Raw genomic sequence first — 20,395 nt, 5'->3', positions numbered from 1 at the left:
AGCGGCATTACATCGTCTCGCCGGAGCAGGCACCGGACTCATCGGCCGTGCTGGAGCTGGGACTAGGCACGGCTAGGTGACGGATATTTTTGGTGCCGAATTTTTGGTGTTTCTTTGGTGGTGGTCCGATGCTGCGGACTGACCTGACCTCAAAAAGGTTCTAACCTGGTAAATATGGTGCGCCCGAAGGGATTCGAACCCCTAACCTTCTGATCCGTAGTCAGATGCTCTATCCGTTGAGCTACGGGCGCATGCCTGTGTTCAGTTGTACAGCCCCGGCGAACCGGGGTGTGGCGGAGGCGAGAGGATTTGAACCTCCGGTCCCCGTGAAGGGACAACTCATTAGCAGTGAGTCCCATTCGGCCGCTCTGGCACGCCTCCTGGAGCCTTCTCTTCGAGGGCACCGGTCCTTTCGAACCGCCGAACAGGAAGGTTACAGTAGCCGACGTCCAGATCGCAAAACGCCAGGTAATCACCGAAGATTGCTGTCGAACCAGTCGAAAATCCGGGTCTGGGAATCGATGAGATCGAAGTCTTCGTCGCCGCCTGGCCGGTCGGCGCGGTGGTGCAGGCCGGGGTAGGTCACCACGAGGCTGGCGACCGCGGCGCGGGCGGTGGCGTCCCGGAGTTGGTCCACCTGGGCGGGCGGGGTGTCCGGGTCGTCGGCGCCGAAGAGTCCGAGCCATGGCGCCTGCAGATCGGGGGCCGCTCGGATGAGGGCATCGGCCTCGTCGGTGAGCGGTTCGACGATGCCGGATGCGGCGACACTGACCGCGGCGCCGACGGGGCGATTGGTCGCCACCAGGAAGGCCGCGGTGCCCGCGTGGTCGAAGCCGAGCACGCCGATGCAGTCCGGGAAGACGCCGCGGCGGGTGAGCCAGTCGAAGCAGGCGTCGAAATCGTCGAAGAGCTCGTCGCCGAAAACCTCCTGCGCCGGCTCGCCGTCGATGCGATGGAACAGATTGGGCGCGACCACCGTCCAGCCCTCGGTCGCCAGGGCTTTCATGAGTTCCAGCAATGTCCCGGTGAACTCCCGGGCCTCGTGCAGCACCACGATGCCGCCGCGTGCATTGCCCTCCGGCTCGGCCACCGTGATGGGCACCTGGGCGCTGGCGGTCCGAAGCCGATCGTCGGTCGATGATTGTGGGTCCGAACCGGAAATGATGTCGTCGCGACTACGTAGCGGCGCAATATCGTCGTAAATGCCCGACATGAAACAAGGGTAGGTGGATCTGCTGATCTTCGCGAGAAATTGCACGTGAGCGGCCCTGGCACCCAGATTTCCTGCACCCGGCATATGGTTGAACGGTGACAGCGCACATCCGGCCGGACCTCGATTCGATCCCGGCGTACGTCCCCGGCCGCAACCATCCTGGCGCGGTCAAGCTCGCCAGCAACGAGACCACCTTCGGTCCGCTCCCCTCCGCCGCGAAGGCCATTGCCGAGGCCGCGGAATTGGCGAACCGCTACCCGGATAATCAGGTCACCGAGCTGCGCGCGGCCATTGCGGACTTCCTCGGCGTCTCCTCGGCGAACGTCGCGGTCGGCTGCGGCAGCGTCGCGCTGTGTCAGGAACTGGTGCAGATCACCTGTGACGCACCTACCGACGAGGTGCTGTTCGCCTGGCGCTCCTTCGAGGCGTATCCGATCGTCACCCAGGTCGGCAATGCGACCGCTGTGCAGGTGCCGCTCACGCGAGAGCATGTGCACGATCTGGATGCGATGGCCGCCGCGGTCACCGAGCGCACCAAGCTGATCTTCGTCTGCAATCCGAACAACCCGACCGGCACCGCGGTCGGCGAGGCCGAGTTGGTCCGCTTCCTGGACGCGATCCCGGAGCATGTGCTGATCGTGCTCGACGAGGCCTATTTCGAATACATGCGGCTCACCCCCGAGCAGCGTCCGAACGGTGTCGAGCTGGGCCGCAATCGGCCCAATGTCGTTGTGCTGCGGACCTTCTCCAAGGCGTACGGTCTGGCGGGGCTGCGCGCGGGTTATGCGGTCGGCGATCCGGCGGTGATCACCGCGCTGATGAAGGTGCACATCCCGTTCAGCGTGAACCGGGTCGCGCAGGCAGCCGCGATCGCCTCGCTGCAGGCGCGGCACGAGCTACTCGACCGCACCGACACTCTCGTCGTCGAACGCGATCGGGTGCGCGACGCACTGCTCGCCGCGGGCTACCAGGTGCCGCCGAGCGAGTCGAACTTCCTGTGGCTGCCGCTGGGCGAGCGCAGCGCCGAATACGGTGAGGTGAGCGCGGAGGCGGGGGTGCTGCTGCGGCCGTACGGCATCGACGGCGTGCGGGTGACCACCGGTGATCAGCACGAGAACGAGCAGTTCCTGCGGTTCGCGACCGATCCGGATGTGTTGGCGCGCTTCGGAATCGGCTAAACGCCCAACGCCCGGGAGATCGTCGGCCAGGACAGACCCAACTCGTCGGCCCAGTACGGCCACGAATGCGTCCCGGTCGCCCGGAAGTTCGCGGTCACCGGAATCCCGAGTGCGGTCAGCCGATCGGCCAGCCTGCGGGTGCACATATTGGTCGCGGCCTCCAGCGGACCGCCGAATCCGATGGTGCTGACCAGATCCGGGTTGTTCGGGGTGTCGTATTTGCCGGGCAGTCCGCTGCCGACCGACAGGTAGATCGCCTTGCCGCGCAACGCTTCCGCGTGCAACAGCACGTCATGGTCGAGCCAGGCGGAATCGTGCTGATCGCCGAACATATTGTCCGGTCCGCCACGGTAGGTCGCGACCACTGCGCGGGCCTGCGCCTGTCCGAGGTCGGTGCCCATGGAGAAGCATCCGCTGTGCGCGGCCACCGCCGTGTACAGCTTCGGCTGGCGGAAGGCAAGCATCATCGCGGCCTCGGCGCCCATGGAGACGCCCATCACGGCATTGCGGCCGTTGCCGTTGAACTTGGCATCGATCAGCGGCGGCAGTTCCTTCGTCAGGAAGGTTTCCCACATATTGGTGCCGAGCACCGGGTCCGGGCGCTGCCAGTCGGTGTAGAAGCTGGCCGGTCCGCCGACGGTCAGCACCACGTTCACGTCTTTGTCTTCGAAGAATTTGTCCGCGTGCCCGAGTTCGGTCCAGTTGTTGCTCTCCGCCTCGGCACTGCGTCCGTCGAGCATGTAGACGGTCGGCCGCGGATGGTTCTGCTCGCGCGGCAGCAGCACCTGCACCTCGACGGCGCGACTCATCGCCGGTGAATTCACCCACACCCGCAGCCACCGGTCGTTGATGGGCACGATCCGATCGATCGAAGCCTGCTTGACACCGGGGACGGTCGGCTCCGCCGGGGAAGGACCATCCGCTGAGCCGGTATTCGGGCGGGGCTGGTCGCCGGGCGCTGCTAGCACCGGGGGTGGACCGAACACCGCCGCACCGGCAATCAGTGCGCCGCCAACTATGGCGCTGGAGACCCAACGCCGCACCTCGCGCCGAGACAGCATGGCGCCCATCCTGCCAGAAATGCGAAAGTAGGCGCGCCAGCGATAAACATGCCGGTTGGTATGTGACATGAGGAACCGGGCCCGGCTACTTCGTGGCAAAGTCACCCTGCCAGCGGCGTTCCACTCCGGCGAAGCGCCATATCACCGCCGCGACCACCCAGGTAGCCACGAACAGCGCGAACCAGAAACCGACCGTCTGCACCCTGTGCTTGCCGTTCTCCGCCACCAACTTTCGGGTGGTGTTATCGATCGCGGCAATGTGGTCGGCGTCGAAGGCGTGCCGCATGCCGAGGGTGTATGCGGTGACGCCGAGGCCGACTCCGAAAACCGCGCCCTGCACCACGTGATGTCCCGGCACCACGAATAACAGCAGAGTCCCCCAACCGATGACATGCAGCGCCAGAACGGTCACCGCCATACCGACAACGCTGCGCACGAGCCAATCCTCACTGCTGGACGAACCGTTCGTATAACGGTACTGCGAGCGCAACATACAGGTCGGTCGGGTTCAGGCGGATCGGCAGACGGTTGCCGGTGTCCGGCAGATTCCGAACAGGCATTACGTCGAATTCGGGCACACGGCCAGCACACCGGTCTTAGGCTGCTGTGCGGGCGTTTTCAGGCGTCGATTGGGACGAGCATGATCGTGGACAGCAAACGGCAGCAGCCAGGTCATGATGCTGTGCGCGCGATCGGCAATCCGACAGCCCGCACGGCTCTGCTTCCGAAACCGTCTGCCGTATCTCGGTTCCCCGCAACGCGGAGGCTACCGCGCGGACCTCCGGTGTAGCCCGGTGTCAGCTGCGCTCCGCGCGCGAAATTCTCTGCTCGATCAATGCCTGTCTGTTTAGCCGCAGTACCTGATGCCCGACCGGAGAAAACCGTGAATCAAGCGTTACCCGTTATGTCGCCCGAAAGCTCCGCTGACACAAAACCTTTCGGCCTCGATCTGAAAAGGCGAATGCGGGAGTGCGATGAGTTCTTCCGATTGCCCGAACTCGCGCATCTATCCGCGAACCGCCGCCGCACCGCATTGGAGCAACTCCAGCAAACCGGCAGCTACGTGCAGACCGCCGACGAGATCCTGATCGGCGCCAAGCTCGCGTGGCGCAACCACGCTCGCTGCGTGGGTCGAAAACATTGGCGATCACTCAAATTGCTCGACGCGCGGCGGGTGCGCTCGGCCCGCGACCTGGCCGAGGTCTGCTGGCAGCACCTGCATATGGCGACCAACGGCGGCGCCATCCAATCGATGATCACCGTCGGACCACCGCGCCAGGCGGACGGTCGCGAATTCCGCATCGTCAGCCCACAACTCATCCGCTACGCTGGTTATCGCACCGGCGACGGCACCGTCACCGGTGATCCGGCCAATATCGCGATCACCGAATTCGCCATGAAGCTCGGCTGGCGCGGCGCGGGCACGCCCTTCGACATCCTGCCGGTGCTCATCAGCACTCCGGACGAGCCGGTTCGCTGGTTCGACATCCCGCCCGAACTGGCCCGCGAGGTCGAACTCGAACATCCCGAATTCGACTGGTTCGCCGGACTCGGCCTGAAATGGCATGCGCTGCCCGCGGTTTCGAATATGAACCTGGAGATCGGCGGCATCACCTACCCGTTCGCACCGTTCAACGGTTGGTATATGGGAGCCGAAATCGGGGCACGCAATCTCAGTGACACCACCCGGTACAACATGTTGCCGCTCATCGCCGAAATGATGTGCCTGGATACCAGATACGAGCGTTCACTGTGGCGCGATCAGGCCCTGGTCGAATTGAATCGTGCTGTGCTGTACAGCTTTCGGAAGGCCGGGGTGTATATCGTCGACCATCACACGGTCGCCAAGCAGTTCTGCGACCACGTCAATCGGGAGCAGGCCGCGGGCCGCAAATGCCCGACCGACTGGAGCTGGGTCAATCCGCCGATTTCGTCGGGCGTGACCCCGACCTTCCACCGCTACTACGACGAACCCGAGCCGGATCTGCGCCCGAATTTCGTGCGGCGGGACTTCGGCGGGGAAGGTGAAATCTGATCTTCGTTCGGCAGCGGCAGTGCGGTCGATGGGCAAGAATGGGGCCATGGCACGGCGTTCCATGGGCTCGAAATGGGAAGAATTCGGCGCGCATCTCGAAGGTGCGCCGGGACGGCTGCCGGTCGAGGTGCGGCGGTCGATTCGGGCGCGGTCCTCGGGTGAAGAAGGTGCGGCCGGGGTCCCCGATGATCTCGCCGATTTCGTCGAGCTGGTCGCCGAACGTTCGTATCGGCTCACCGAGAAGAACATCACGACACTGGCCGAGGCGGGACGCAGCGACGACGAGATCTTCGAGGCGGCCGTTGTCGCGGCCTACGGCGCCGCCGACCGACGGCTCCGCGCCGCCCGCCGCTCCTGGGAGGGGCGCTGAAAATGTGGCTCGACGCAGTCGAATCCGGGCAAGAACTCCCGGCCCGAATCATGTTCGCGACCATGCAGCGGTTTGGGCGCACCGAGGTTCCCGCGGTCATGAAGGTCATCTGCTATCGGCACCGCTATTTCGGCACCCCGCTTTCCGACCTCATCCAGGACGCCATGCGCGGACCGTCCTTCTGGACCGTTGCCGAACGCGAAATCTTCGCAACCAGGACCTCCCAGTCCAATGAATGCCCCTTCTGCGACTCCGCCCACCGGGGCATCGCGGGCGCGTATATCGCCGCGGATCTGGTCGATGAGGCCCTGACCGACGGCGAAAACTCGCCCCTGCGCGCCGAAGCTCGCGCCATGCTCGAATTCGTCGGCAAAATGGTCCGCGATCCCGATGGCCTCACCCCCGGCGACGCCGACAAAGTCCGTGCGGCCGGCGTCACGGCCGAGGCTTTCGACGAAGCCGTCTGGGTGGCAACCCTTTTCAACGTCATCAACCGAGTAATGAACACCGTGGGTGCCGAGGCGCTCGAAGCCGGCGAAGCCCAAATCGGCGCCCGCTTCATCAAGGCCTTCGGCTACCGAACCCCACCTCCCGTCCGCTACCTTTCCCGGGGCGCTTGACGTCTGCTGCTCGCGCGGGTGTTATCGGCAAGCGGCGGAGTCGGCCTGCTAACGCCCCGTCCAGATAGGTTGCCGCGCTATCAGGTCCGGCTCGCTCGCCGAGCGCATTCGAAACGCTGCACGACACGCCCCGCGGCACCGCCATACAACTGCGCTCGACGGATCTCGACTACCTCAGGAGCTAGCTGGCCGCGGCTCTAGCTGAGCGTTACTCGTGCTCGAGGTGGGTGGCTGCCGCGAGTTTCGACGCGCCGAATGAAAAGACTCGGCCAACATGAATTCCGCCACGTTGGGCCGCCGCCGCTGCGGCGATCGCGGAATCCGGTAGCTGCGGCACGATCCGGCGGTCAGCGCATCGACGGTCAGTTCGGCAGCCGCGCGGGATCGTGACGAAAGTCTGACGGCCTGGCCTGGTTGCGGCGAATTTTGGCCGCTTGGCATCACAATCAGGGCATGACCTCGGTAAACGATGGAGTGGGTTGCGGGCGGGCTGGGCACAAGATCTCGGGGTGGTGGTGATATGCGGGTATTGCTGACCGGGGCCGCGGGCTTTATTGGAACGCGTGTGCATCGGGAGTTGGTGGGTGCGGGGCATGAGGTGGTGGCGATTGATGTGATGCTGTCCGCGGCACACGGAGTTGGTGCCGTTGTTCCGGAGGACATCCGGTTGGTCGACGTGCGTAATGCGGATGCGCTGGATTCGGTGTTGCGGGGGATCGATGTGGTTTGTCATCAGGCCGCGGTGGTGGGCGCGGGGGTGAGTGCGCAGGATGCGCCCGCTTATGCGAGTCATAACGACTTGGGGACCGCGGTTTTGTTGGCGGCGATGCACCGGGCCGGGTGTCGCCGGTTGGTGTTGGCTTCATCGATGGTGGTTTATGGGGAGGGGCGGTATCGCGGGGCTCGGACCGTTGAGGTCGGGGTGCGCAGGCGCGGGGATCTCGAGAGCGGGATGTTCGAGCATCGGGATCCGGATTCGGATGAGGTCTTGCGTTGGGAGGCGGTGCCGGAGAATGCGCCGTTGCGGCCGCGGAGTCTTTATGCGGCGGCGAAAGTGGCGCAGGAGCATTACGCGTCCGCATGGGCGGCGGTAACCGAATCCGGGGTCACCGCATTGCGCTATCACAATGTCTACGGCCCGAACATGCCAAGGGACACACCATATTCCGGAGTCGCCGCGATCTTCCGATCCGCGCTGGAGGCAGGCGAGCCGCCGCAGGTTTTCGAAGACGGCGCGCAGGCGCGGGATTTCGTGCATGTCAGTGATATCGCTGCGGCGAATCTCGCGGCGGTCGAATATGCGCATACCGGTTTCGTGCCGCTCAATATCGCCTCGGGACGTCCGATCACCATCGGCGCGGTAGCCACCATGTTGGCCGCGGCGCGCGGTGGTCCCGAACCGGTGATCACCGGACGCTATCGCCCCGGCGACGTGCGGCATATCGTCGCGAGCCCCGAACAGGCGCAACGCGTTCTGGGATTCACCGCGCAGGTGGCTCCGCACGACGGCCTTGCCGAATTCGCCTTCGCGCCGTTGCGGGCGGTTGCCGGCGCGGGTGCGCCGGTCGCGTAGTTCAGTTTTCGTTGAGCGGTAGCCGAACTTCGAAGCGGCAGCCCTGCTCTCGATTCTCGGCGCTGATATCGCCGTGGTGGGCTTCGACCAGACCCGCGGCGATCGCGAGACCCATACCGCTTCCGGAGGACACGCCGTCGGACGCGACCGGGGAGCGCGCGGCGGTGCCGCGATAGGCGACCTCGAATATTCGTGGCAGATCTGCCTCGGAGATGCCCGGACCGGTGTCGTCGACGCGCGCCCAGGCCTGGCCGTTGGAGGTGCCCGCGGATATCGCGACCTGGCCGCCGGGTGGGGTGTGCGCGATCGCGTTGGAGACCAGGTTGGTGAGGACGCGGCCGAGGGCTCGATCGCTCGCCGCGACAACGATTTCGGAGTCGGGCTGTTCCGCACGCAGCAGGACTTCGGCGCGTTCGGCATTCGGCCGGTTGGCGGCCAGCACCTCATCGATCAGCTCGCGCAGATCGACCGGCTCCAGTTCCAAACGCAATGCGCCCGCGTTGATCTTCGACATTTCGAACAGATCGTCGACCATCACCGACAGCCGATCGGTCTCGCGCACAATCTGTTCCGCGTAACGCGCCACATCGTCGGTGCCGGTGACGACGCCGTCGGAAAGTCCTTCGGCCATCGCGCGGATGCCGGCCAGCGGGGTCCGCAGGTCGTGGCTCACCCAGGCGACGAGTTCGCGGCGCGAGCGCTCCGCCATCCGCTCCTGCTCGCGGATTTGCTTCTCCCAGACGGTCTTTCGGGCCTGCTCTCGCCCGAGCAGCAGAGCCGCGGGCACCGTGACCGCCGCGACGACCGCGAGCACGACCGCCGTGCGCTCGAGTTCATCGGTGAACATCAACCCGCTGACCCCGATAATGCCCGCGAGCGTGGACAGCGTCGGGATCAGGACAAGCACCGCCATGCTCGCGGTCATGGAGCGATTGCTGGTCGCGCGCAGGATCGCTGCGCCGATGGCGACGATCGGAAGCGAACAGGCCAGCACGTAGCCGATCAATTGCAGGGTGTTCTCAGGCACTGGATTCTCCGTTCCGGCCCCAGATGTAACCGCGGCCCCACACCGTCTCGATCCGGTGCCGGTCACCGAGTTTCGCCCGCAGCCGCTTGATATGCACGGTGACGGTGGACAGGTCGCCGAAATCCCAGCCCCACACCTTGGCCAGCAGTTCCTCCCGGCTGAACACCTGGTGCGGGTGGCGCAGCAGGAAGACGAGCAGATCGTATTCGCGCGCGGTCAAGTCGACCGGCCTGCCGTCCACCAGCGCCGACTGCGAATCCGGCCGAACCTCGACCGCGCCGTCGCGCAGTACCTCCGTGCTCGGCTGCCGCGTCGCCTGCGAACGCCGCAGCACCGAGGCGACCCGCAATGCGAGCTCGCGGGCGCTGAACGGTTTGGTGACGTAGTCGTCGGCACCCGCCTCCAGGCCGAGCACGCGATCGTCCTCGTCGCCGAGTGCGGTGAGCAGGATGATCGGGGTGTCCGGACGTGGGCCGGAACGCACCGCGCGGCAGATCTCGATGCCGTCGGGGGCGGGCATCATCACGTCGAGGACGGCCAGTTCGACGGGGTCGCCGGTGGGTTCGGTGAGTTGTGCCATGGTCGAGGCGCCGTCGGAGGTTTCCACGACGGTCAGTCCGTCGCGTTCGAGATAGCGCCGCACCACATCACGGACCAGCGGGTCGTCGTCGGCGATCAGAATGCTCATGGATTACCAATTCGTCAGGATCGTGTGGGCGAGTACGAGCGTGCCGAGCGCTTGCAGGAATAGCCAGACTCGGGCGGTGGACCGCGGCAGAAACGCGGTCGCGGCGAGCAGCCAGACGTCGAACGGCAGCCAGATGCGCTCGGTCTCCGCCTTGCTCAGGGCACTGATGTCTGCCACCAATATCGCGCACAATCCCGCCGCTACCAAGAGCGCGGTCGCATCGAATGGTCTGCGCAGCGCGCGTGGTAGACCGGCGGCGGTGGCCAGGCCGACCGCGCAGATGGTGGCGGCGAGATTCGCCCAGACCCAGTACGCGTACGGACGCTCGGAGGCGATGCCCTGGTAGTACCGCTCGACCACCAGGTGGTAGCCATCCAGCCACCAGAAACCGGAGAGTGTGAAGGCAGCCACGACGATCAGTGCGCCGAATACAGCAGGTAACAGCGGCCGGACGGTTCGGCTCGCGACCAGTACCGCGACCGCGGGTAGCGCCATGATCACGAGGCCGTAGCTGAGGTAGCTGCCGATCCCGAAAAGCACACCGGAAGCGACCGCGACCCATGGCCGCCGGATCGCGATCGCCAGCAGCGCCACCGCCCATGCCGTGACACCCGTGAACATTGCGTCCGCCGAAACCGCGATCCATATCGCGGCGGGCGCTATCGTCAAGAACGGCAATGCCTTTCGGGCTCGATCCTCGGCACCGAGCGTGCGCAGCGTGACCGCGACCGCGACGATGGCGCTGGATCCGATCAGCAGACACGCCAGTCCAGCCCAACCGCTGCCGCGCAGGCCGATGCGATCGAGCAGGACGAAGAACAGCAGTGCGCCGGGTGGATGCCCGGAGACGTGGGTCGTCCAGGAGTCCGGTTGGAAATCCAGGATGCGGCCGGAGAATCCGCGCAAGGTGGCCGGGATATCGCGGACGCCGGGGACCTCGTACAGATATTCGTGGCCGTCGGCGAGTCGTCCGGCGAATCCGCGTTGCCAGCCGTCGATCATGGCCAAGGCGAAGGCCCAGGCCAGAGCGGTCAGCCAAGACACCGCGAGCAGGCGTTGCCAGGGCAGCGACTCGGCCATCGCGGAACCGAAAACGATGACCAGTATCGCGATCGCGATGGCCGGTACCGAACCCCAGCCGACATGCGGCAACCAGTTGCCGAAGATGGGGGCCGAGCCCGCGTAGAGCTTGCTCCGCCAGTGTTCGCTGGCAATTCGCGGAACCAGGAATGCTGCCAGGGTGAGTGCGGCGGCAATGCCGGCTCCCAGATACTCGCCACCTATCCGGCCGCGTGGCCGTGTCGCGGCCTCCGTCACGTCATGCACGAACCTCACCATAGGGCCGCAAAGCCTGAAAAACCGGTGCTCGAGCGGTTCTGAATGTGGACGTCACTGTTTCGTCACCAGTTTTGCGGCATCGATTCGGCCGGGCTGGCCTAGCGTCGAGAAGGTGACCGAGACCCTCCACAACCCGGGCGGTGTGACCGTTGTCATCCCGTGCCGAGACGAAGCTGAGGCGTTGCCAGGTGTGCTCGCGGCCATCCCGGCCGGGTTCCACGCGCTGGTCGTGGACAATGGCTCGACCGATGCGACGGCCGAGGTGGCCCGCCGGTGCGGCGCCGCTGTCGTATCCGAGGCGAGCCCCGGCTACGGGGCTGCCGTGCAGGCCGGGATCGCCTCGGCCAGAACAGATTTGGTCGCCTTTCTCGACGGTGACGGATCGATGGATCCGAGGGAGTTGCCGCCGCTGGTCGAACTGGTGCGCGCGGGTGCCGATTTGGCGGTCGGACGGCGTAAGCCGGTGCGTCGCGGTGTGTGGCCGTGGCATGCGCGGCTCGGCAATCGAGTCATCGCAAGGCGGTTGCGTCGCCGATACGGGCTACCCGTGCACGATATCGGTGCCATGCGGGTGGCCCGCCGGGCCGCTTTGCTTTCCCTCGGACCGCTGCACACCCGCTCCGGCTATCCGCTGCAACTGCTGATCGGCGCCGCAGGGGCGGGGTGGCGTGTGGTCGAGCGCGATATCGCGTATCGGCCACGGGCGGGTGGGGTTTCGAAGGTATCCGGATCGTGGCTCGGCACCGTGCGCGCCACTCGCGACTTCCTGGCGGTGCTGCGATGAATTGCTTTCGACCCTCGCCCGTGGCCGCGACACTGCTCGTGCTGGCCAAGGCCCCGATTGCCGGTCTGGCTAAAACACGTCTGACACCGCCGCTTTCGCCCACTGATGCGGCTCGAGTCGCTGCGGCATCGCTGCTGGACACCTTGGAGTCGATGTCGCGGAGTCCGGTCGCGCACCATGTCGTCGCGTTCACCGGAGAACTCGCGGATGCGGAGTGTGCCGATGAAGTGGCAAGGGCGCTGACTGATTTCGACGTCATCCCGCAGCGTGGTGCGTCTTTCGGCGAACGCCTGGCCAACGCGCACGCCGATGCTGCGCGGTACGGGCTGCCGGTTTTGCAGATCGGCATGGACACACCGCAGATCGGCCCGGAGGTACTGAGTTGGGCCGCCCGCGAGCTGGTATTGCGCGGTGACGCACTGCTCGGTCTCGCCGACGACGGCGGCTGGTGGGCGCTCGGGCTGCCGACACCCCAGGCGGCGCGCACACTCGTCGAGGTTCCTATGTCGACCGATCGAACCGGCGAGCTCACCCTGGAAGCCATGCAGCGCTGTGGTCTTCGCGTGCGCTCGTTGCCGCGCTACAACGATGTCGATACCTTCGCCGACGCGCTCGAGGTGGCGCGCGAATCCGACGGGCGGTTCGCGCGCTTGATCCACCAGCTGCACCACACCCTGCTGGCACCCCGATGAGCGATATCTTCGATCTCGCGCTGTCGGGGGAGGACTGCTGGGTGCGCGATACGGACGGACGACGCCATCCCCTGCGCACCCGGCGCTGGCTGGGCTTCGATGCCGCCGACCGTCCGGCCGATGCCGCGCTGACCTGCTGTTGCGATGGACCGACGCTCGATCTGGGATGCGGTCCGGGACGGCTGGTCACGGCACTGCTGCAGCGCGGAGTCATCGCGTTGGGTGTCGATATCTCACCGATGGCGGTGGCTACCACCAGATTTCGTGGAGCGCCCGCATTGCGGCGCGACCTGTTCGGACCGCTGCCCGGCTCCGGTCGTTGGTCCTACGCGATCCTGGCGGACGGCAATATCGGGATCGGTGGCGATCCGGTCCGCTTGCTGACCCGCGCGGGTGAACTCCTGGCTCGCAATGGCATCGCGGTGGTCGAATTCGCTCGTCCCGGTGCGGGTGTGGTGTCGAATCCGATTCGGCTGGAGACGAGAGACCGAGTGGGGGAATGGTTTCCGTGGGCGCGGGTGGGGATCGATCGCGCGGAAGAGCTGGCCGCGGCGGCCGGGTTCCGCATGGTGACGGCGAGGGAGGTGTCCGGTCGGCACATCGCCTGGTTGCGATCGGGCAGGCCCGCTTCGAGTAGTCGGTGGGCGTTGTGATGAAGCGCGGCAGCTGGATGGAATCGTCGGCGCGATTTCGCGTGAATTTCCCGACTACCCCGCGACCACGGGTGACATCCGCGCGCGGACCCGCGGTCGCGAGTCGTGTGGGGATCGCGCTGGGCAGCGCGATATTGCTGTGCTTCGGCACCGGTTTGCTCAGCCACTGGATTCAGCATCCATCGAGCTGGTTCTGGTGGCCCGCCCATCCTGTCTGGCTGTATCGGGTAACCCAGGGCGCGCATGTGATCTCGGGTGTCGCCGCGATCCCACTGCTGCTGGTGAAGCTCTGGGCGGTGTACCCCAGACTGTTCCACCGCCCGATCATCGGTTCGGCTTTACGAATCCTCGAACGCGGCTCCATCGCGATCCTGGTCGGCGCGACGATCTTCCAGCTGTCGACCGGGCTTCTCAATATCGCCCAGTACTACCCGTGGAAGTTCTTCTTCCCCACCGCGCACTACGCCATGGCCTACGTCGCCGTCGGCGCACTGGCCGTGCATCTGGCGGTCAAACTTCCCGTCATCCGGGACGCGCTGCAACATCGGCTGGTCGAATCCCCGACCGAGCCGCCTGCCGACACCAGCACGCGGCCGCATCTCTCGCGACGTGCGGTGCTGACAGGTGCCGGTGTCGCTGCCCTCGCAGCGGGGTTGGCCGTTGCCGGGCAGACGATTCCGTTCCTGCGCTGGGCTGCCGTGCTTGCGCCGCGCAGTGGGCACGGGCCACAGGGCGTTCCGGTCAACCGATCGGCTGCGGCAGCCGGGGTTGGTGATTGGGCCCGTGATCCCGAGTACCGGTTGACCGTCACCATTGGCGATCGGCGGCGCCAGTTCACCAGGGACGAACTGCTTTCCCTGCCGCAGACTCGGGCCGGCTTGCCGATTGCCTGCGTCGAAGGCTGGAGCGCGGGAGCCGACTGGTCCGGGGTGCGCCTGCTGGATTTGCTGGCGGCGGTCGGCGACTATTCCGGTGGCGATATTCGCTTCCGCTCGCTGGAGCAAACCGGCATTTACGGGAGTTCGATTCTGCCGCAACGTCATGCGGTCGACGAGTGCACCCTGGTCGCCCTGACGATCAATGGCGAAACCCTCGATCTGGACCACGGCTACCCATGCCGTCTCATCGCACCCAACCGACCCGGCGTCCTGCAAACGAAATGGCTGTCCGAAATCGAGGTGCTGCCATGATCGCGGCCCGCATACTGCTGCTCCTCGTCGGCAGCTGGCTCGGCTGGTACGGCATCAGCGCGTTGTTCGATCTACCCCCAACAGATCTCGACTCGGTCGCGATCTGGTTCGCGGGCGGAATCCTCTTGCACGATGCGGTCTTCGCCCCGATCTGCGCCGCGGTCGGACTCACCGCTCGCCACCTGCTGCCGCGCACCTGGTGGGCCGTCACCGCCTGCGGTGCCATCTGCTCGGTCGCGCTGGTCTTGATCGCCCTCCCGGTCCTCGACCGTGGCGAGGGCATGCCGAGCAATCCCACCGTCCTGGACCGCAACTATTCCGTCGGACTGGCAGTCACGTTGATCCTTGTATGGTCGCTGGTTTTCCTCGCTCACGCTGTGGCCGGCCGGGCCCGCCGGGGCCGCGCACACAACGAGATACCGGGCCTCCGGTCGCCGTGACAGACGAAGCTCGGCCGCCGATCCGCAACGTAGCGAGGTGCTCTCCTCGCGCCGCTATTTCCACGAGGGAAGCGTCGGCAGCGCGCCACTGAGCTCGGCACCATCGGAACGACCCAGCAGCCACGCGAGCAAGGCAGAAGCGGGCCCGCGGACGGTGTGGTCAGGAGAACCACTCCCAACAGTCGCCGTGAAGTCCGTATCAGTGCTGCGCACCTCGAACGCAACTGAAGGATCAGCCCCAGCTGCAATCCCCTTGGTCAAATCGGCAGCGGCCCGCGGAAGCAGCCGAGCAACGAAATCCTCTGGCCAGTCACCAGGTTGGTAACCGGCCGCCAAATCGACATGATGGATCTCCACCTCTTGCAGCCGCATCCAAATGACCTCGGTCGCCGGAATAGCCCGCCCCTGCCTGGTCCGAACGGTCGCAGTCCACGCCTCCTCGGGAGCGGACTGCGCAAGCGCCAGCCAGCGATTCGCCGCCGCCTCGTTATCGGCCAGCTGCTCGGCAAGTGGCCGCGGCGCACCCGCCTCGATATCGGCATCCCGAATGAACATGCTGGCGTACTGCGGTGTCTCGATCCCGGTCCGCGCCCAGAGCAGCAGATTGACCAGGCTGTCGGCATTGCGGGCGAGGTGCGCGAGCAGATGTCCCCGCGTCCACCCGGGCAGCAGCGAGGGCACGGTCACGTCATCGTCGAGCCCGCGAATGGTATCGAGCAGACGGTTCGTCGCCGCGGCGACGGTTTCGAGCTGAACGGTGGTCTCCGGCGCGTCGCTGGTCACCGAACCGACCTTAGCGATCCGAACCCGGAACCGTCGCACAAATCGCGTCCGCCTCGATCTCGACCAGCAGCGCGGGCGTGATCAGCGCCTTGATCTCGTACATCGACGCGGCCGGACGGATATCGCCGAATGCCTCGGCATGCGCCTTCGCGACCTCGGGCCAGCGAGCGATGTCGGTGACGAAGATCCGCGTCCGAACGACATCGGCCAGGCTCGCACCCGCCTCGGTGAGCGCGGTGCCGATGCGGCGCAGTGCTTCTCGAGTCTGTTCGCCGATATCGTCGCCGCCGACCGCATTGCCACCGGGCAGCGATGCCGTGGTGCCGCTGACGGCGACGGTATTGCCGACGCGAACCGCCCGCGAGTAGCCGACGATATCCTCGAACTCCGACCCCGACGCGATATTCATCCGATCACCCATGGCGACAGCATGACACCAACTGGTCATTCGGACGTAGGGCTTTTGTCGGCTGTCTGCGATAGGCAGACACGATGAAAGCGCACCCTCGTATCACCGCGGTCGCCGTCCTCTGTGTGGGCGTGCTGGCCGCAGGCTGCTCGTCCTCGGATACCAAGGCCGACTTCACCGTGGCCAAGGACCAGCCGCTGGTGATCTCCCTGGACGACCTGCTGGCCGCCACCGGTGGCACCGCCGCCGTGACGATCGCCGATCCGGAACACGGCACGCTGACCCGCCGCCTCGACGGCGCACTGGTCTACCAGCCGAAGGCGGGCTACACCGGCACCGACGAGCTGAAGGTCACCACCACCGACGCGGTTCGCCTGTACACCACCGACGTTCCGCCGCTCGGCGAATTCGGCGGCACCACCGTGCAGGCCAGCGGTTACGGCTCCGCATGGACCCCGGTGCCCGGCGCAGCGGGCGAGTTCTACGGACTCACCGATCGCGGCCCCAACGTGGACGGTCCCGGTAAAAACGAGAAGCTCACCCCCACACCGGGTTTCGTGCCGAAGATCGGTCGATTCAAGTTGGTCGGCAATCGCGCGGTCCTGCAATCCACGATCGATCTGCACACCGCCAACGGCACCCCGTTCAACGGCCAGGTCGATGTCGCCGCGAGTACCGGCGAAACCATCAAGGACCTCGCCGGAAATGTCCTGCCGCCCACCGACCATGGCCTCGACCCGGAGGGGCTGGTCGCCCTGCCCGACGGAACCTTCTGGGTCTCCGACGAATACGGCCCGTTCCTGGTGCATTTCGACGCCAAGGGCGGCGAACTGGAGCGATTCGCCCCGGGATCCGGTCTGCCCAAGGAACTTTCGCTGCGCACCCCGAATCAGGGCATGGAGGGCCTGACCATCACCCCTGACGGCAGCACCCTCGTCGGCGTCGTGCAGAGCGGCTTGAATACTCCCGGCCTCGGCGGTTCGGCCAAAGACGTGGCGATGACCCGCATCGTCACCGTCGACCTGAAAACCAAGGCGGTCAAGGAATTCGTCCTCCCGCTGCAGGATCCGAAGACCACCAAGGTCGCCGACTCCGAGATCACCGCGCTGAGCGCCACCACTTTCCTGGTCGACGAACGCGACGGCAACCTGCCTCCGAAGGCCGATAAGAAGCTGTGGACCATCGATATCTCCGGTGCCACCGACGTCGGTCCGGACTCGAAGGTTCCGGGCGCACAATACGATCCGGAACGCGGCGGCCTCCAGATCGAGGGCAAGCCGCTGGAAACATTGGTCGGCGCCGTCTCGACGAATGACGCGACCGCGGCGCTGAAGAAAGTGGGCGTCACCCCCGCCGCGAAGACCTCGAACCTGGACTTCGCCGCCCTTGTCACGAGCCTGAACGCCGACGGCAAGTTCTTCGGTCACGACAAGATCGAGGGCGTCGCGACGCTCGACGGCGGTAAGACCCTCTACATCGCCAACGACAGCGATTTCGGCCTTGCCGCCAGCAAGGGCGAGCAGCCACCCTTCGGCCTGAAACCCAAGACGCTGCCCAACGGCCTGCAGGACACCGGCGAAATCCTCGAGGTGGACACCACCAAATTGCCCGCGAAACTCGACACCCACACGGTCGAGCTCGAGATCGACTAACTCGAATCACTCTCGACCCACTCGCGGCCTTCCAGAATCACCGCGGCCGCCAACGTGATCAGCCACAGCGACATCGATCCGACCTGGATCCGCTGGGCGACACCGAGCGCGTAATTGCCGGTCAGGTTGTCGGCGACCAACATCCACACGGTCGCCGCCGACCCGATCACCAGCACCACCACGCCGGCCTCGCGCAGGATCCGCCAGCGGTGATATCGGAAGGCGGCCACGCTGAACGCGAAGGTCGCGATGGCGATGGCGGTGACCGCGATGGTGCTGGTCAGCGCGTGCGGCTGATGCAATTGCGGGAACAGTTCGCTGCCACCGCCGCCGCATTCGGCGTTGTCCTGCGGGGTGCAATCGCGCAGCGGGAGCAGCACGTCGCCGATGGTCGCGGCGCCGAAGCAGAACAGCGCGATCCAGCCGATGGTGGTGAATCTGCGGCGCGGAAACAACAGCAGCCCGGCGATCGCGGCAGGCATCAGCAACGCGCCGACGATCTTGTCGGCGGTCGCGAACAACTCGCGATGCGGTTTGCCGACGGCATCGAGTTCGCTGAGGAACGAGTTGACCGGATCGACGTCGATCTTCAGCACGAACTCGAGCAACCACGACGAATAGCAGAGTCCGGCGATCGCGATCGCGACCGCGATGAGCCCGCAGGCCACCCGGACGTGTCGTTCGGCGAGCCTCCGGCTATCAGTCACTGGGCCATTCTCCGCCTCCTCGTTGGTCCGGTGATCAACAGTAGGTGCGTGTGTCCGCACCGACCGGTCTTCCACACACCTCATTACCAACTCGAACACAGGGTTCTGTCAGGTCCGTCGGCGATGGTTGGTAGAACTGAGGAGGTCCCCATGATCGGAATCACAACGGCCATCGCCGGGATGCTGGTGCTGACGGTAATGGCGGTGTCGGGCTACCTGGCCGCGCACGCGCCGCGCTCGCTGGTCCGGGTGCGGGAACGCCGCTAGCGACTGCTGGTCGCTCCAACGATTCAGCTAGCGTCTCGCGGCCAATACGGTCTGGATCCGGTCCGCCGCCACAATGGCGTCCTCGTGTTCCCATACACGGATCACCAGCCATCCCTGGGCCGCCAGCGCCGCATCGGTGGCCCGGTCACGGGCTACATTTCCGCTCAATTTGTCCGCCCACCACTGCGCGTTGTTCTTCGGATCGGTCGCGTGCTGCGGGCACCGATGCCAGAAACATCCGTCCACATACACCGCGACGCGCAGCCGGGGAAAAACCAGATCCGCCCGCCGACGCTGCCCGCGCAACGGCGCCCGATCGACGAAATAGCGCAGTCCGCGCCGATGCAATTCCCGGCGCAGCGCGAGTTCGGGCCGGGTTCCGGTCCGCCGCTGACGGGCCATCCGCGCACTGGTCGCGGCGTCGGTGAGCGGATGCCGAGCCGGGTTCATGACGTACCGAACCTCATGCCGCCCAGCCGCCCATCCGATCGAGATGACTTTCCACATCGGCCAGAAATCCGGGCGGGAACCGTAGATTGCCCATTCCGGTGCGCCGCAGGAAACCGGCGGTGGCACGCGCCGAGAGCAGTCGTGAATCGGTGAGGAAATGCTGCAGGTCTTCGTACGGCTCGTGCACCGGCCACGTCGAAACCGGCACCCGATAGGCGTTACCCGCGCGACCCCACGCGGCGACCGGCCACGGCCGCCCCGGCGGCAACGGCTCATCGCCGGGAATCGGGTCGAGTGGCTCGGCCAGCCGCGCGCCGACCCAGGACGCCATCCGCACGCTCACCGCATTCCCGATCAGCTTCCATCGGTGTCCGTGCCGAATTCCGGGCGCAGTGGTCGCCGGTTCGGTCCAGTCGGCGTCGAAGCCTTGCAGCCGCTCGCCGTCGACGATGCCCGGCGTGACGAGCTCGCCCGAGGGCAACCGCACCGCGGGCGGACTCGCGATCCCCAGTGCCGAACCGCCTTTGAGCGTCGGGATCGCATTCACCGCCCAGCCGAGCCCGCGCACCCCCTCGGTCCAGTAGAAGCCGCACGGATCCTGTTCCGGGTCACCGAGATCGAGCGGTCCGGCATCGTCGCCGAACAGCACCCGACGCGGATCCTCGGTGCGCGAAGCCAGCATCAGCACCCGCTGACGGCGCTGTGGCAGCCCGAACGCGCGCGCGTCCACCAACCGGTATGCCCAGGTGTAGCCGAGCTCCTCCAGCGCGCTCGTGATGTGCCGCATGGCGGCCCCGCGACCCAACTGCAGCATGAACGGCACATTCTCGATCAACAGCCAGCGCGGTCCACGCTGACGGCGCACCAGCCGGAACACCTCGTCCACCAGACCCGAGCGCTTACCTGTGATGCCCGCGGTGCGTCCGGCCTGCGACAGGTCCTGGCAGGGAAATCCGGCGGCGACCAGCTCGGTCCCGGCGGGCAGGGCACGCAGCCGAGTGATGTCCCCCTGCAACGGAATCCCGGGAAAGCGCGCGGCCAGCACCGCCCGCGCACCGGGATCGATCTCGCACAGCAGCTCGGTGTGCCAGCCGTGGCGCCCGAGGCCGAGCTCCAGCCCGCCGATACCGGCGAACAGCCCGACCATCCGCCCGCCCGTCACAGTCATCCCTTCTCGCGGTTGCTCGCGGATCGCTCGGAACCACCAGCGCTGCGTATCCGCTCAGCAGGTTACTCGAGCATCGAATGCGACGACCAGCGACCGC

At 66.1% G+C, this 20,395-nt stretch carries 21 protein-coding genes, 2 tRNA genes and 1 pseudogene; 11 read left to right on the top strand and 13 right to left on the bottom strand.

Annotated elements, in window-relative coordinates:
- Window positions 1–175 precede the first annotated feature (175 nt).
- The 3 genes from ACFYOW_RS40200 to ACFYOW_RS40190 all read right to left on the bottom strand — a co-directional run bounded on the left by ACFYOW_RS40200 (window position 176) and on the right by ACFYOW_RS40190 (window position 1,213).
- Window positions 176–251: transfer RNA gene (locus ACFYOW_RS40200), tRNA-Arg, on the bottom strand.
- A gap of 40 nt (window positions 252–291) precedes the next feature.
- A tRNA-Ser gene (locus ACFYOW_RS40195) sits at window positions 292–381 on the bottom strand.
- Between the two features lie 91 nt (window positions 382–472).
- Window positions 473–1,213: a dienelactone hydrolase family protein gene (locus tag ACFYOW_RS40190; RefSeq protein ID WP_387295727.1), complete on the bottom strand. Its 741-nt coding sequence runs from the start codon at window positions 1,211–1,213 to the stop codon at window positions 473–475.
- A gap of 95 nt (window positions 1,214–1,308) precedes the next feature.
- Between ACFYOW_RS40190 and hisC the strand changes: the two genes are divergently transcribed.
- Window positions 1,309–2,391, top strand: coding sequence for a histidinol-phosphate transaminase (gene hisC, locus ACFYOW_RS40185; RefSeq protein ID WP_387295725.1), 1,083 nt, complete (start codon window positions 1,309–1,311; stop codon window positions 2,389–2,391).
- Here the strand turns inward: hisC and ACFYOW_RS40180 are convergent.
- Both ACFYOW_RS40180 and ACFYOW_RS40175 read right to left on the bottom strand, forming a co-directional pair.
- Complete coding sequence (locus tag ACFYOW_RS40180; RefSeq protein WP_387295723.1) at window positions 2,388–3,452, bottom strand: alpha/beta hydrolase; 1,065 nt, start codon at window positions 3,450–3,452, stop codon at window positions 2,388–2,390. The genes hisC and ACFYOW_RS40180 overlap by 4 nt on opposite strands.
- A gap of 121 nt (window positions 3,453–3,573) precedes the next feature.
- Window positions 3,574–3,945: pseudogene (locus ACFYOW_RS40175) on the bottom strand (HoxN/HupN/NixA family nickel/cobalt transporter); the annotation flags it as partial.
- Between the two features lie 411 nt (window positions 3,946–4,356).
- On the opposite strand from ACFYOW_RS40175, the gene ACFYOW_RS40170 reads away from it, so the two are divergent.
- The 4 genes from ACFYOW_RS40170 to ACFYOW_RS40155 all read left to right on the top strand — a co-directional run bounded on the left by ACFYOW_RS40170 (window position 4,357) and on the right by ACFYOW_RS40155 (window position 8,050).
- Complete coding sequence (locus ACFYOW_RS40170; protein WP_387295721.1) at window positions 4,357–5,487, top strand: nitric oxide synthase oxygenase; 1,131 nt, start codon at window positions 4,357–4,359, stop codon at window positions 5,485–5,487.
- A gap of 46 nt (window positions 5,488–5,533) precedes the next feature.
- Window positions 5,534–5,857: a hypothetical protein gene (locus ACFYOW_RS40165; RefSeq protein ID WP_387295719.1), complete on the top strand. Its 324-nt coding sequence runs from the start codon at window positions 5,534–5,536 to the stop codon at window positions 5,855–5,857.
- 2 nt (window positions 5,858–5,859) lie between these two features.
- A complete protein-coding gene (locus ACFYOW_RS40160; RefSeq protein WP_387295717.1) occupies window positions 5,860–6,477 on the top strand; it encodes a carboxymuconolactone decarboxylase family protein in 618 nt (205 codons plus the stop codon).
- Window positions 6,478–6,997: 520 nt separating this feature from the next.
- Window positions 6,998–8,050, top strand: a complete 1,053-nt coding sequence (locus ACFYOW_RS40155) for an NAD-dependent epimerase/dehydratase family protein (RefSeq protein WP_387295715.1) — start codon at window positions 6,998–7,000, stop codon at window positions 8,048–8,050.
- Window position 8,051: 1 nt separating this feature from the next.
- On the opposite strand, the gene ACFYOW_RS40150 is transcribed toward ACFYOW_RS40155, so the two are convergent.
- The 3 genes from ACFYOW_RS40150 to ACFYOW_RS40140 are packed head-to-tail and all read right to left on the bottom strand — an operon-like array spanning window position 8,052 to window position 11,103.
- The gene (locus ACFYOW_RS40150) at window positions 8,052–9,077 is read right to left on the bottom strand and encodes a sensor histidine kinase (protein ID WP_387295713.1); all 1,026 of its coding nucleotides are present in this window, start codon (window positions 9,075–9,077) and stop codon (window positions 8,052–8,054) included.
- Window positions 9,070–9,765, bottom strand: a complete 696-nt coding sequence (locus tag ACFYOW_RS40145; protein WP_387295711.1) for a response regulator transcription factor — start codon at window positions 9,763–9,765, stop codon at window positions 9,070–9,072. Before ACFYOW_RS40145 ends, ACFYOW_RS40150 begins: the two co-directional genes overlap by 8 nt.
- Before the next feature lie 3 nt (window positions 9,766–9,768).
- Window positions 9,769–11,103, bottom strand: a complete 1,335-nt coding sequence (locus ACFYOW_RS40140) for a hypothetical protein (RefSeq protein WP_387295709.1) — start codon at window positions 11,101–11,103, stop codon at window positions 9,769–9,771.
- A gap of 112 nt (window positions 11,104–11,215) precedes the next feature.
- Here ACFYOW_RS40140 and ACFYOW_RS40135 point away from each other — a divergent pair, with 112 nt between their 5' ends.
- Genes ACFYOW_RS40135 through ACFYOW_RS40115 form a run of 5 tightly spaced genes read left to right on the top strand, consistent with a single transcriptional unit; the run spans window position 11,216 to window position 14,862 of the window.
- Entirely contained in the window at window positions 11,216–11,887 is a 672-nt protein-coding gene (locus ACFYOW_RS40135; protein ID WP_387295707.1) for a glycosyltransferase family 2 protein, read from the top strand.
- Window positions 11,884–12,579 carry a DUF2064 domain-containing protein gene (locus ACFYOW_RS40130; protein ID WP_387295705.1) on the top strand — a complete coding sequence of 232 codons (696 nt, stop codon included), beginning with the start codon at window positions 11,884–11,886 and terminating at the stop codon, window positions 12,577–12,579. The genes ACFYOW_RS40135 and ACFYOW_RS40130 overlap by 4 nt, the downstream gene beginning before the upstream one ends.
- Window positions 12,576–13,232 carry a methyltransferase domain-containing protein gene (locus ACFYOW_RS40125; RefSeq protein ID WP_387295703.1) on the top strand — a complete coding sequence of 219 codons (657 nt, stop codon included), beginning with the start codon at window positions 12,576–12,578 and terminating at the stop codon, window positions 13,230–13,232. Before ACFYOW_RS40130 ends, ACFYOW_RS40125 begins: the two co-directional genes overlap by 4 nt.
- A gap of 17 nt (window positions 13,233–13,249) precedes the next feature.
- Complete coding sequence (locus tag ACFYOW_RS40120) at window positions 13,250–14,422, top strand: molybdopterin-dependent oxidoreductase (protein WP_387295928.1); 1,173 nt, start codon at window positions 13,250–13,252, stop codon at window positions 14,420–14,422.
- The gene (locus ACFYOW_RS40115) at window positions 14,419–14,862 is read left to right on the top strand and encodes a hypothetical protein (RefSeq protein ID WP_387295701.1); all 444 of its coding nucleotides are present in this window, start codon (window positions 14,419–14,421) and stop codon (window positions 14,860–14,862) included. The genes ACFYOW_RS40120 and ACFYOW_RS40115 overlap by 4 nt, the downstream gene beginning before the upstream one ends.
- A 54-nt stretch (window positions 14,863–14,916) precedes the next feature.
- On the opposite strand, the gene ACFYOW_RS40110 is transcribed toward ACFYOW_RS40115, so the two are convergent.
- Both ACFYOW_RS40110 and ACFYOW_RS40105 read right to left on the bottom strand, forming a co-directional pair.
- Window positions 14,917–15,645, bottom strand: a complete 729-nt coding sequence (locus ACFYOW_RS40110; RefSeq protein ID WP_387295699.1) for a maleylpyruvate isomerase family mycothiol-dependent enzyme — start codon at window positions 15,643–15,645, stop codon at window positions 14,917–14,919.
- Between the two features lie 10 nt (window positions 15,646–15,655).
- The gene (locus ACFYOW_RS40105) at window positions 15,656–16,066 is read right to left on the bottom strand and encodes a RidA family protein (RefSeq protein ID WP_387295697.1); all 411 of its coding nucleotides are present in this window, start codon (window positions 16,064–16,066) and stop codon (window positions 15,656–15,658) included.
- Between the two features lie 71 nt (window positions 16,067–16,137).
- Here ACFYOW_RS40105 and ACFYOW_RS40100 point away from each other — a divergent pair, with 71 nt between their 5' ends.
- On the top strand, window positions 16,138–17,706 hold the full coding sequence (locus tag ACFYOW_RS40100) for an esterase-like activity of phytase family protein (protein WP_387295695.1): 1,569 nt from the start codon (window positions 16,138–16,140) through the stop codon (window positions 17,704–17,706).
- Here the strand turns inward: ACFYOW_RS40100 and ACFYOW_RS40095 are convergent.
- From ACFYOW_RS40095 to ACFYOW_RS40085, 3 genes are all read right to left on the bottom strand, one after another.
- Window positions 17,703–18,413, bottom strand: coding sequence for a DUF998 domain-containing protein (locus ACFYOW_RS40095; protein ID WP_387295693.1), 711 nt, complete (start codon window positions 18,411–18,413; stop codon window positions 17,703–17,705). The genes ACFYOW_RS40100 and ACFYOW_RS40095 overlap by 4 nt on opposite strands.
- A gap of 294 nt (window positions 18,414–18,707) precedes the next feature.
- Window positions 18,708–19,130, bottom strand: coding sequence for a very short patch repair endonuclease (locus ACFYOW_RS40090; protein WP_387295691.1), 423 nt, complete (start codon window positions 19,128–19,130; stop codon window positions 18,708–18,710).
- A gap of 13 nt (window positions 19,131–19,143) precedes the next feature.
- Window positions 19,144–20,298, bottom strand: coding sequence for a DNA cytosine methyltransferase (locus tag ACFYOW_RS40085; protein WP_387295689.1), 1,155 nt, complete (start codon window positions 20,296–20,298; stop codon window positions 19,144–19,146).
- Between the last annotated feature and the right edge of the window lie 97 nt (window positions 20,299–20,395).

The sequence above is a fragment of the Nocardia sp. NPDC006982 genome (genome assembly GCF_042869435.1).
Classification (GTDB): Bacteria; Actinomycetota; Actinomycetes; order Mycobacteriales; family Mycobacteriaceae; genus Nocardia.
This window is presented reverse-complemented; position numbering and strand designations above follow the sequence as displayed.